The following is a 12,662-nucleotide window of genomic DNA, read 5'->3' as shown; positions in this document are numbered from 1 at the left end:
GTCTTGCTTATTTCAGTGTGAGTGCTCATGGCCGGCATGATGATGGTGATGTTTGTGGTCGTGCGGTGCATCCTTACGAATACAACAGCCCTCTACATAATGACTTGTGCCATCTGTAAAAAACTCTTCTTTAAAGACAGGTACTTCATGCTTTACCCGTTCGACCGCTTCCTCACATGCCTGAAAAGCTTCACGGCGATGGGCTGCATACGCAATTGCAATAATGGCTGTTTCACCGACATCCAGATATCCAATTCGATGAACCACTCGCACATAAGATACCTGATACTTTTTCTCAATTTCTAGTTCAATTTCACGTATCATTTTTTCTGCAAGCGGTTTATACGATGTATATTTCAGCGCCTTTACCGCTTTACCTTCGTGGTGATTACGAACCGTACCCATAAAAATATCGATACCGCCACATTCAGGAAAAGACTGAATCGGATCAAAAGTATCCAAGCTTAAAGCCTGCTCTTGTATTCTTGCGAACTCTTTCATGACTCATCCTCCGGCAACGGGTGATAATAAAACCAAAGTGCATGGCTCACTTAAGACAGTTTGTCTGGTTATGACATTATCACCAATCGCACATGCACATTTTTCCATGGCTTTTGTAGATTCCGGATGCAATAAAACAATTTCATCTAATACATCTTTAACTAGACTATGGCTAGGACAAACTAACAAAAGATTTTCAGGAAGCAATTTTTCAATTGCACCAAATGCTTCGACTTTAATTTGGATAGATTGTTGCATTTATCCCCCAAGCATATGCATGCTGATTTTACGGGTTTGTTGATGTTGTAAGGCATGGAAACCTTTTGCTTTATGCCAGATATAAGGATGAACCAAATTCTTTAAATTTTGGATATACACACCATATTCTGGAGTATGTTGTTTGCTTACCAGCGTTTGAAGCTGAGGCTTAATATTTAAGCCTTGCGGTGCAAATAAACAGTTATATAGTTCGCCTTTTGCGGTAAGCCGTATACGGTCACATTGGTGGCAAAATGAATGCGTAATTGTGGAAATAATTCCTAAATGGTAGCTACCGTTAATTAGATATTGACGCGCTGGCTCATGTTGCTGCTCGATGACTTGTACCGAATAATACTGTTGCAATACCTGTAAAATTTCAGCCTCACTTACCACATCTTTATTTGACCAAAGTGCATCACCATCAAGCGGCATAAACTCGATAAAACGCAAAGGAATATGATGAGCAATTGACCATTTCACCATAGGTAAGATTTGATCATCATTTCTATCTTTCATTAACACGCAGTTAATTTTAAAAGGTAATCTTACTTCTTTTGCAGCTTGTATCCCCTCTAAAACAGGCTCCAATTTTTTCTTGGTCAACTCTTTAAACTGAACAGGATCTAAACTATCTAAACTAATGTTTAAATCATCTAATCCAGCGTCTTTTAGCTGCTTGGCATGTTTAGCAAGGTAATGACCATTGGTAGTCATCGATATACGTTTTAAACCTAAACTTTTTAAAGACTGTAGATCTCGAATGAAATGAACAATACCTTGACGCATTAATGGTTCACCACCCGTAATGCGAATACTCTCGATACCTTGCTGCACCATAAAATGACAAAATTGAAAGAGCGCTTCAAAACTAAGCAAGTCCTGTTTATTTAACCATTCTGGATGCTCAGGCATGCAATATACACACTTAAAATTACAGCGATCAGTTACAGAAATTCGTAACTTACGCTTGATACGCCCATATTGATCTTGCAGAAGGCTTGGCGCATTTTCAGAGTGATATTGTTTCATCATTTGCACTCATATCGAGAACATTTCAAATCTTGCGAGCACCGATTATGAACAATCAAATACAAAAAATTGCATCTTAATAGTGCTTTGTTCTTTAATAGCAAAATTTGTTCCAGCTCTACTTATTTTCCATAATATTTAAATTTTTTATAGACTTTTCACCGCACTACCTTAAGAACAATTAAAAAAATAAATCTCAAGTTAGCACGGTAAAATCTATGTTTTACTTGATTCTATTTCTAACACTTTTCTAGACGGATGGGTACATATTTATGGTACGGCGTTTTCGACAATGGATCACAATGTTCAGCAGAAATAAGTAAGTTTAATTGTGGCCCAATCGGTGCTCCATTTTGAAAGCGCATACCGTAGCCATGTGGCAGTGACACAACACCTCTTCTCATCCCATCATCCAACTCAATAGCTACCTGAATTTCTCCATGTTGTGAGATACATTTAAGCTGCCCTCCTGTATCTACATTTAAGTGCCTTGCATCTTCGGGATGAATACGTAGTGCACCTTCTGCATCTACTTTTCGCCAAGCAGGGTCACGGTAAATTTGGTTGGCGTTGTAACTACGGCGTTCACCTGACAAAAGGATGAAAGGAAACTCTTCAATATTAACGTTATGGCTTTTCAAGCTTGCGAGTTCACTTAACATCTCGGGAATTGCAAGACGTATTTTCTTATCTTTATAAGCCACCAGTTTCCAGACTTCGTCATATTCATGTTGCGATAAAACCATACCTGAACGTTGCTTTAATATCTGCTCAAATAATTTGACTCCTTGTGTTAACGGATTACCTTTATAACCTGCACGGCGTACTGCTTTGGTATGTAAAACAGCATATTGAATAGATAGCGGCAATAAAAAAGCAACTGAATCTGCATAATTGCCAAGTCGTTTGCCCAGAGTTCGATAAATAATAGAAGCAGCAAAAGGGATATATTTTTTATGGCGTGCCAAGGTAAGTCCTAGCGCCGACAAGTATGGTAAGTAGGCAGTTTTTTTCGAGTCGACCGCAGCTATTTTTTCTAAAACTGGGAAACTCTTCGGAATAGCATTCATCGCTTCCAGTAATCGAGTATAAATTTCGGCTTCCGGTAAAGTGTTTGCTTGAGCAGCCAATACGGGATGACGCAGGTGAAAACCATTCTTAGGAAATTCCAAGTTAAAACCAGTAAATTCCCATTTTTCAAACTGAGTATGAGCAGGCAAAATATAGTGTGCAAGTCTCGCGGTTTCTGTCATCGCAACATCAACTACCACCAACAAATCTAATGCATTAAATGCTTCCTCATAAGCTGGTGTATCAGGATAGGTTAATAGTGGATTACAGCTATCTACAAACACAGCACGAATTCGCTTTTCCCCTGCTTTTAAGATTTCATCGGGTAAAATATTAGGCGGGAAAAACCCGGAAATTGGGAACATTTTATGGTAAACACTACGTCGATATTTAGACTTTCTTTCATCTGTATCGCTTAAAATTGGAATAAACATGGTATGCAAATTATTGGTACCCTGTTTTCCAAAGTTCCCTGTCAGTAAGTATAAAAGCTTTTCTAAATAACCATTTAATGTTGTATTCAAAGTATGTTGAATACCTAAATCGATACGTACACAGCCTCTTTTTGCTTTGGCAAACTCTCGAACAACCTGATAAATCAAATCGACAGGTACATCAGCTTTAGCAATATAGTCTTCAATCGGGACATGGTTAAATGCAGCTTTTACGTCTTCAAACCCATGTGTGTGCTGCTCAATAAACGCTGCATCATAAAGCTTTTCTTTAATAATGATCGCAATCATGGCCGACATTAAAAAAGCATCTGTTCCCGGTTTTAGCTGTACGTGAATGTCTGCTTGTTTTGCTGTTTCGGTAACACGCGGGTCGAACACCACCATGGTTCGGTTCGGATCTTTCTTAATATGTTTTAGCGTGTCTCGTGCGTTGGGAATACCGTGTGCTTGAAATGGATTTGTTCCAATAAAAAGTACGTAATCTGCATGTTCAACATCTTCTGTCGTATGGCAGGACTGACTACCGAATAGGCGGCCATTGAGCCAAAAGTCACCTGTTTTTTCTTGGGCAAGTGAGTTATATGCATAATAACTTTTCATAGCCAATAAAAGTTGTCGACCATAAGCTGCACCGAGGTGGTTACCCTGTCCACCGCCCCCAACCGTAGCAAAAGCAGTACCGCCAAATTTATCTCTAATCTGCACTAATCGATCAGCAATTTCTTGTATCGCGACATCCCAACTAATTTCTTGAAATAAACCATCTGGCTGGCGTTTTAAAGGTGCGGTTAAACGGTCTGCATGTTTCTGGTAATGCTGTAATCTTGCGGCTTTTTGGCAAATGTAACCTTGAGAAAATGGATGTTCAGGATTGCCTTTAATTTTGACAAATTGGTTATCTTTAATTTCTACGCTCAAACCGCAGTTTCTTGAACATAAAATACATGCGGTCACATCTGTTTTTCTTTGCTGAGCTGCGTCCATCATTTTTCTGGCTCCGTTTATTTTTATACATCTGGCTAGAATGAAAATAACAAGTTCCAAAATAGAACTTAAATTCTAAACAGTCAATAACTCAAAATTTAAAAAATGATTTCAGATTATCAATGTAAATTTTAAATCGATATGATTGAAGTTCTAATTTGTCGAAAAAATCTCTTTAAATGCTTTAATTTGTTTGTATTGTTGAAGTTCATCTAAAGAATTAATGCTATGGAAAAATAAGTTCTGCTTTTGAAAAATGGCTACTTGTGCATGTAAAAGTTTAAAGCAATTTTTTAAACTCAATTGTTGCTTATCAATTTGCTGCTCTAAAATTTCTAGACTTTCACGTTTTAACAAACAAAATGGGTATAAAGCATCTCCGTTAATTGAAACGTAAGCTGCCTGAGCTTGTTTATTTTTGCGAAGTGCACTGTGTAATTTCGCAACGACTTGCGTAGGTATGTAGGTCACATCACAAGGAATAAACAAAACATAATCTGCCTTTACATGTGACCATGCACTTTTCATCCCCATAAGCGGGCCGAAAAAACCAGAAGCATCATCTTGAAAACATTTAATATCAGGCACAATACTTTGATAGATTGAATAGTCTCGATGACTATTCACCCAAATTTCAGATACTGAAGATTTTAGCTTTTGGTGAATCTTAAGAAGTTGCGTATCGCCATCGAATTGTTGCAACAGCTTATTTAAACCATTCATACGGCGGGCTTGTCCACCCGCCAGAATGACCAGATCAGTTATGGGATATCCCTTATTCACACTTCTACCTCTTGCTGGCAAGCTTTAATTAAGCCACGGATTTCAGGTAAACATGATCCACAATTGCCACCAGCTTTTAAACAAGCAGTGATCTGTTTTTCATGGGTAATATTTTGTGTTTTTATTGCTTCGATAATTTTATTCTTACCTACTTTAAAACAACTACACACCAAAGGCCCATCATTATTAGTAGCCGACATTGGCATGCCTGCTAGTAAAGCTTTACGGTGCAAGGCGCTCAAACGTTCTCGTTTAAACAGACTTGCTACCCAGTCACGGTCTGGCAATAAATCTGGCGGTGCAATATATAAACTTGCAATTACAATGCCATCTTTCAAAATAATACTATGGCTCAGTTGTGAAGAAATATCTTCTATGCTTAACCATTCAAAGGTTTCATCGGCAAATGGCAAAAAGCTTTTCAGATTCTTTTGAGTATCATGAAAAGTTTGGCGGTCTGCAAGTTCATAGCGATTGGTTTTGACCATTTTGACTTTAGTCCACCATGCACAGTGATGTAGCGATTCTTGAATATGCGAATCGTATCCTTCACGAATATAGAGCACACCTTGCCAAGTGGTATAGAACGGCTGAATAGTTACAGGCGTATGTTTGAACTCGGGCTCACCTGAAATTGCATCAACTTCTGGATTCACGACTTTACCAATACGGGCGTCGGATGCGACCTGTTCAGTCCAGTGAATCGGTGCAAAAATTTGCCCACGACGGACACCTGATGAGAATGTCACGCGTAGTACACAACTGCCCCATTTCGAACGAACTTCTACCAAGCCTTGATCACGTACACCAAACTTCAATGCATCACTCGGATGAATCTCACAGAATGGTTCAGCACGATGACTGGTTAAATTTGGCGACAAACCAGTACGGGTCATGGTATGCCATTGATCACGAATACGCCCCGTGTTCAAAATGAGCGGATAATCTTCTGAAACCGCATGTACCGGATTAGTTGCAACAGTCGGAATTAGTTTTGCCTTGGTGTTTTTGTGACTAAACTGGCCCTTACCAAACAGTTGTTGAACAGCTTTAGCGTCTTGTTTTTTATCCCATACTGGCCATTGCACTGGTTGCAGAGCATCGTACTCAGCAGTACTTAGGCTCATTAAACCTTTTAAATTGAAATAACGAAACGTATCAGTTTGCTCACATGTTTCAATATCCGCATTATCTTGTGCTGACAAAGCCGCATGTTCATTGAAAATATCAACAGCACTATTAAAGTCAAAACCTTTAAAGCCTAATTTTTTCGCGACTTGGCTAACAGACCACCAATCTGCTTTTGCTTCGCCCGGTGCAGGTAAGAAAGCACGTTGACGTGAAATACGGCGCTCAGAGTTCGTCACTGTGCCATCTTTTTCACCCCAACCTAAAGCTGGAAGCAAAATATCGGCGTAAGCTGTAGTATCCGTATCGGCACAGATATCTGACACAACGACCAATTCGCATTTCTCTAAAGCACGTTTCACCTGATCGGCATCTGGCAAACTCACCACTGGATTAGTTGCCATAATCCAGATGGCTTTAATTTTTCCGGCTTCAACCGCATTAAATAAATCAACTGCTTTCAAACCAGCTTGAGTTGCAATAAATGGGCTATCCCAAAAGGTTTGCACTACTTTTTGATGTAATGGGTTATCTAAGTCCATGTGTGCCGCTAGCATATTGGCTAAGCCACCCACTTCACGGCCACCCATCGCATTGGGCTGACCTGTCATCGAAAATGGTGCAGCACCAAGCTTACCAATTTTGCCTGTTAGTAAATGACAATTAATAATACTGTTGGCCTTATTTACGCCCTGACTTGATTGATTCACACCCATTGAAAATAGGGTAATTACTTTTTCAGTTTGAGCGAATTTTTCAACAAACTGCTGTAATTTATCGAGTGCAATTCCCGTACGCTTTGCCACATATTCAATATCGGCTTCTGGCTGACTGCTTGCCAAAACTCCTTGCAAACCTTCGGTATAAGCATCAACAAAAGCCTGATCGGCATGACCATTTTGATATAGATATTGGAATAGGCTATTAAATAAAGCGACATCTTGACCCGGTAAAATCGGCAAATGCAAATCCGCTTGTTCACAGGTACTGGTAAAGCGTGGGTCAATCACGACCACAAACATATCCGGATTTTGGCTTTTTGCCTGCATAATCCGCTGATACAACACAGGATGGCACCATGCGGTGTTAGATCCGACCAATACCACCATATCTGTATGTTCAAAATCTTCATAACTTGCAGGCACAATATCTTCACCGAAACTCCGTTTGTGACCTGCCACCGCAGATGACATGCAAAGGCGTGAGTTGGTATCTATATTTGCAGTACCCAAATAGCCTTTTACAAACTTATTCACCACATAATAGTCTTCAGTCAAAAGCTGACCTGAAACATAAAATGCAATGCTGTCACGACCATATTTGTCGATACAAGATTGGAATTTATCAGCAATTTTATTGATTGCCGCATCCCATGTCGTTACCACCCGATCAGCTTTGCGCCCCATCATTGGTTGTAAAACACGTGTTTCTAAACCTAAAGTATCCGCAAGACGGCTACCTTTAATACATAAGCGTCCAAAGTTGGAAGGATGCTCAGCATCCCCCTCAACTTGCACCACAGGTCCTTGAGGTTTTTGTTGGACGTTTACGCTAACACCGCAACCTACACCGCAATATGGACATGTTGTTTTGATTGTTTTTGCAACATGATCGGAGCTATCGACTTCAACGCTTGGAATACTATTCATAACTGCTCCTTTCCCTATTTAGCCTGCATTTTTTAATGCAAAATCTCGACCAAATAGCAGTTTATTTCTAAATGAAGAAACAGGGGTTTGGTCTGCAATTAATTCTGCATACCACATGCCATCTTCAGTATCACCAAACAATACTGCACCGACTACTCGATCGCTTTGAATGATAATACGCTTATAAATCTGGCGTTTTTCATCGTTCAGGATAATGTCTTCATAATCATCTTTCGGCTCAAAATTACCAGCCGAGAATACATCGACACCACTGACTTTTAACTGAGTCGGCACAGTTGGTGCTTTAAAAGTTAAGCTGCCGTGCTCTGCTAAATGGGTCGCGCAAATAAAAGCTTGCCCCCATAGTGGCTCAACCAAACCAAAAGTTTGACCACGGTGTTCAATACACTCACCCACCGCGTAAATACTTGGGTCAAATGTTTGCATGGTGTCATTCACTAATACACCACGATTGCAACGTAATCCTGCACTTTGGGCCAAAGCAATATTTGGACGAATGCCCACAGCAAACACCACAAGGTCAGCATCTAAAACTGTGCCATCTTTCAATCGAATTTGCTTCACATGCCCATTTTCATCACCAATTAATGCTTCAGTATTGGCTTCGGTAATGATTTGAATGCCTTTTTGTTCAATGCTATGACGAAGTAAGTGACTTGCACGACCATCAAGTTGACGTTCCATAATACGGTCCATCAAATGCAATACTGTGACATTCATACCGCGTTGTTTTAAACCATACGCCGCTTCTAAACCGAGTAAACCGCCACCAATCACCACTGCATTGGTTTTTGAATCGCAGTATTCAATCATGGTGTTGACGTCATAAATATCGCGGAAAGTTAATACACCCTTTAAGTCAACACCTTGAACTGGTGGAATAAATGGTGCCGAGCCTGTTGCCAGAATCAAACGATCATAATCAACTGTCTGACCTTTTTCGGTATAAACCACTTTACGTGGGCGATCAATTTTTACGGCTTTATCACCGGCAATAAATTTAATGCCTTTATCGTCATACCACTTTGGTGGATGCAACATAATGTCTTCAATGGTTTTTTCACCCGATAAAACCGGAGACAACATAATACGGTTATAGTTCCCCCATGGTTCTTCACCAATCACCGTAACTTCATAACGGTCTGGTGCCATATCCAGTAAATCTTCTAGACAACGCATCCCTGCCAAACCATTCCCGATCAGCACCAGTTTAAGTTTGTCTTGTGATACACCTGTATTGGTAATATAAGTTTTTTGCGGCACTGCATTGACCCAAACACGGCCATCAACAATTTTGCTCGGATAAACTGCCAATTTTTGGTCTTTATCTTCTAAACAACGGCCCGTTGCCAAACTAAAATGTTGTTTATAGATTGGCGATGCAATGACACGCTCACCTTGTAAATCACCAATAATGCCGCGGCTCATCACATTCGCTTGGCTAAACGGATCTTTATTACTCAGTACATAAACACGTTTTTCATGCCCCACACGGAAGATTGCAACCGCTTGACCGCCCACTAGCGCTCCTGCACCCGTGTTTGGGGTTAAATCATCGAGTGCACACACATCAATCCATTGATCATCAGGAAGCATATTTTTGTCTTGTACAATATTCATATAAGTTCTCCTTTATGCTTCAACCATTGGAATACGGTCTTCTGAACGTTCAGCTTCAGTTAATGGGCGGATTTGACCACGTTCAGTTGTAAATTGAATGTGCGGATCAGTTTGTTCATTTGCTCCTGCGTTGATATACGTTTGGAAGCGTTTGCGAACTTCAGGATTTTCCACCGCAGTACGCCATTCGTCTTGATATGTGCCAATGATGTGTTCCATACGGCGTTCAAGCTCGGCAGCCAAACCAAGAGAATCATCCACAACTACAGATTTAAGGTAATCTAAGCCGCCTTCCATGTTGTCACGCCATACACTGGTACGTTGTAAACGGTCTGCAGTTTGAATGTAGAACATAAAGAAACGGTCGATATAACGAATAAGTGTTTCTTTATCTAGATCAGATGCGAGTAATTCTGCATGACGCGGTTTCATACCACCGTTACCACATACATAAAGGTTCCAACCCTTTTCAGTGGCAATCACGCCTACATCTTTACCTTGCGCTTCCGCACACTCACGTGTACAGCCAGACACTGCCATTTTCAATTTATGTGGTGAACGCAAACCTTTGTAGCGGTTTTCAAGTTCAATCGCCAAACCAACCGAGTTATCTACCCCGTAACGGCACCAAGTGCTACCTACACAAGATTTCACTGTACGCAACGACTTACCATAGGCATGACCAGACTCAAAGCCCGCAGCATTTAACTCTTCCCAAATAAATGGAAGCTCATGAACTTGGGCACCAAACATATCAACACGTTGACCACCAGTAATTTTGGTGTACAAGTTATATTTCTTCGCAATTTGGCCAATCGCGATTAAACCATCCGGAGTGACTTCCCCACCTGCCATACGCGGTACAATGGAGTAAGAGCCATCTTTTTGAATATTACCTAGGTAGTAGTCGTTACTGTCTTGCAGACCTGCATGACTTGGCTTAAGTACGAAATCATTCCAGCAAGATGCCAAAATATTTGCTGCCGCCGGTTTACAAATATCACACCCCAAACCATGACCATGTTGATGAATTAAATCATCAAATGTCTTGATTTCATTGACACGAACCAAGTGATACAACTCTTGACGCGAGTACGGGAAGTGTTCGCAAATGTGATTGTTAACAGTCACACCTTGACGTTGTAACTCTGACTTCAATACTTGAGTCACTAATGGTGCACAACCACCACATGCTGTTGCTGCTTTGGTGCATTTCTTTAATGCACCTAAAGAAGTCGAACCATCGCTAATTGCTTGGCAGATGTCTGCTTTTGATACGTTGTTACATGAACAAATAGTCGCACTGTCTGGCAGCAAATCGACTCCGCTACCACCAGATTTTGCTGCTGATTGTTCAAAACCCGGCATGATTAAACTTTCAGGCACTTCCGGTAAAGCCAGACCATTAAGCATCATTTGTAAAAGGTCGTTGTATTCTTTGGCATCACCCACTAAAACCGCGCCAAGCAACTTGGTTTTGTCGGCATTTACAACAATCTTTTTATAAACCAGTGCATGTTCATCTGCATAGAAATAGCTTAATGCACCTGGGGTCATAGCATGTGCATCACCAACAGAAGCAACATCAACGCCCATCAACTTCAACTTGGTGCTCATGTCTGCGCCAGCGAAGCAATGACACTCTTCATCTAAAATGTGTTTTGCTGCAATACGCGCCATGTCATAGCCCGGTGCAACCAAGCCATAAATTTTATTTTGCCAAAGCGCGCATTCACCAATGGCATAAATGTTTTGATCAGATGTTTGGCAATAATCATTAATCACAATACCGCCACGCTCACCAATCGCAAGTCCGCTATTACGCGCTAATTCATCCCGTGGGCGGATCCCCGCAGAGAATAAAATCACATCAGTTTCGAGTTCACTACCGTCGGCAAACTTCATCACATGAGTGGTATTTACCCCAGACTCAATAGACTGAGTCGCTTTTTGTGTATGGACTTTTACACCTAAATCTTCAATTTTACGGCGTAAAACCTTGCCCCCTAAGTCATCAATTTGAACTGCCATCAAACGTGGTGCAAACTCAACAACGTGTGTTTCTAAATCTAAATCACGTAATGCTTTGGCTGCCTCAAGTCCAAGTAAACCACCACCAATGACTACGCCTGTTTTAGCCTTTAAACTTGCTGCACGAATGGCATCTAGATCTTCAATGGTACGGTAAACAAAACAGTTCTCGCGGTCATTACCCGGAATTGGCGGAACAAATGCATATGAACCGGTCGCCAGCACCAACTTGTCATAGCTAATCACATCACCATGATTGGTTGTTACGGTTTGTGCAGCTGTATCAATCGCCACTGCTTTAGTATTTAAACGCAGGTCAATGCCATACGCATCGGCAAAATCAAAACGTGCTAAAGATAAATCTTTTGCCGATTTCCCTGAGAAGTATTCAGTCAAATGTACGCGGTCATATGCGATACGAGGTTCTTCCGCGAGAATCGTGATTTCCAGTTCATCATCTGCTTTTTCTAAAATGGCTTCGATGAATTTGTGGCCCACCATACCATGACCAATCATTACCAATTTCATAGTGTTTCTCCTCAAATCACGTTGCTTTTAAGCTGCGTTATTGCGTTCTCAAATAGACGTTGTTTTTTTGCATTGTGTTCTACCGAGAAGCGAATCAATCTCACAAAGCATGTAGCTGCTTGGAATCCATTTTTCCCACTCGTTAATGACACCCAATACACAGCAAAGTCATAAAAACAAATAAAAAAAGCGAGCCCCCTCATAGAGAAGGCTCGCATCGCTGGAACTGAAAAATTAGTTAATTCAGATGTAACTTTTTTATGCAATAAAAATAAAGACATGACCTTCACTCCGACTGAACGTAACTTCTTTGTGTGTACGGTTGCACTCACAAAATCGATCAGAACGGACATCGTTGGCCGTCTTTAAAACTTATGGTCGTCTTCGACCTGTAATTAACTAAGCATTTTGCATGCCAATTGTTATAAAATTCGACAACCAAAATTTTTTATATTTATTTTCAATTGGATAGTGTTTCTCTATCTTTCCTCCCCAAATAATAACCTATTCTCTTTGCACCAAAGCTCTACACTTAAATGGTTTAAATAAAAATACGCCTTGCCACAAAATGAATCGTATTTTTGCACCAAGATCGATCAAA

General features: G+C 40.5%; 9 protein-coding genes. All 9 read right to left on the bottom strand.

Annotation, left to right across the window (positions count from 1 at the left end):
- Positions 1–12: 12 nt before the first annotated feature.
- Positions 13–501 (bottom strand): molybdenum cofactor biosynthesis protein MoaE, encoded by a 489-nt coding sequence (locus RMA95_RS11455; protein WP_000657202.1) that lies wholly within the window; start codon positions 499–501, stop codon positions 13–15.
- 3 nt (positions 502–504) lie between these two features.
- Positions 505–759 (bottom strand): MoaD/ThiS family protein, encoded by a 255-nt coding sequence (locus RMA95_RS11450; protein WP_001187658.1) that lies wholly within the window; start codon positions 757–759, stop codon positions 505–507.
- The gene (moaA, locus tag RMA95_RS11445; RefSeq protein WP_311070683.1) at positions 760–1,800 is read right to left on the bottom strand and encodes a GTP 3',8-cyclase MoaA; all 1,041 of its coding nucleotides are present in this window, start codon (positions 1,798–1,800) and stop codon (positions 760–762) included.
- A gap of 230 nt (positions 1,801–2,030) precedes the next feature.
- Complete coding sequence (locus RMA95_RS11440; RefSeq protein ID WP_311070682.1) at positions 2,031–4,304, bottom strand: molybdopterin-dependent oxidoreductase; 2,274 nt, start codon at positions 4,302–4,304, stop codon at positions 2,031–2,033.
- Positions 4,305–4,454: 150 nt separating this feature from the next.
- A complete protein-coding gene (locus RMA95_RS11435) occupies positions 4,455–5,084 on the bottom strand; it encodes an NTP transferase domain-containing protein (protein WP_311070680.1) in 630 nt (209 codons plus the stop codon).
- Positions 5,081–7,861, bottom strand: a complete 2,781-nt coding sequence (locus RMA95_RS11430) for a molybdopterin-dependent oxidoreductase (RefSeq protein WP_311070678.1) — start codon at positions 7,859–7,861, stop codon at positions 5,081–5,083. The genes RMA95_RS11435 and RMA95_RS11430 overlap by 4 nt, the downstream gene beginning before the upstream one ends.
- A gap of 18 nt (positions 7,862–7,879) precedes the next feature.
- On the bottom strand, positions 7,880–9,502 hold the full coding sequence (gene nirD / locus RMA95_RS11425) for a nitrite reductase small subunit NirD (RefSeq protein WP_311070676.1): 1,623 nt from the start codon (positions 9,500–9,502) through the stop codon (positions 7,880–7,882).
- A gap of 12 nt (positions 9,503–9,514) precedes the next feature.
- The gene (nirB, locus tag RMA95_RS11420; protein ID WP_311070674.1) at positions 9,515–12,061 is read right to left on the bottom strand and encodes a nitrite reductase large subunit NirB; all 2,547 of its coding nucleotides are present in this window, start codon (positions 12,059–12,061) and stop codon (positions 9,515–9,517) included.
- Positions 12,062–12,072: 11 nt separating this feature from the next.
- Positions 12,073–12,414 carry a hypothetical protein gene (locus RMA95_RS11415; protein ID WP_191104841.1) on the bottom strand — a complete coding sequence of 114 codons (342 nt, stop codon included), beginning with the start codon at positions 12,412–12,414 and terminating at the stop codon, positions 12,073–12,075.
- Between the last annotated feature and the right edge of the window lie 248 nt (positions 12,415–12,662).

Origin of the sequence: Acinetobacter sp. V110_1, assembly GCF_031798975.1 — a bacterium.
In the GTDB taxonomy this organism is placed as follows: domain Bacteria; phylum Pseudomonadota; class Gammaproteobacteria; order Pseudomonadales; family Moraxellaceae; genus Acinetobacter; species Acinetobacter nosocomialis_A.
The sequence above is the reverse complement of the archived record's forward strand: the minus strand, read 5'-3'. Positions and strand labels throughout refer to the sequence as shown.

Excerpts from the sequence above, each read along its gene's own strand:
- RMA95_RS11455 (WP_000657202.1), bottom strand. The coding sequence starts at position 501 with ATGAAAGAGTTCGCAAGAATACAAGAGCAGGCTTTAAGCTTGGATACT.
- RMA95_RS11450 (WP_001187658.1), bottom strand. The coding sequence starts at position 759 with ATGCAACAATCTATCCAAATTAAAGTCGAAGCATTTGGTGCAATTGAA.
- RMA95_RS11440 (WP_311070682.1), bottom strand. The coding sequence starts at position 4,304 with ATGATGGACGCAGCTCAGCAAAGAAAAACAGATGTGACCGCATGTATT.
- RMA95_RS11430 (WP_311070678.1), bottom strand. The coding sequence starts at position 7,861 with ATGAATAGTATTCCAAGCGTTGAAGTCGATAGCTCCGATCATGTTGCA.
- nirD (WP_311070676.1), bottom strand. The coding sequence starts at position 9,502 with ATGAATATTGTACAAGACAAAAATATGCTTCCTGATGATCAATGGATT.
- nirB (WP_311070674.1), bottom strand. The coding sequence starts at position 12,061 with ATGAAATTGGTAATGATTGGTCATGGTATGGTGGGCCACAAATTCATC.
- RMA95_RS11415 (WP_191104841.1), bottom strand. The coding sequence starts at position 12,414 with ATGTCCGTTCTGATCGATTTTGTGAGTGCAACCGTACACACAAAGAAG.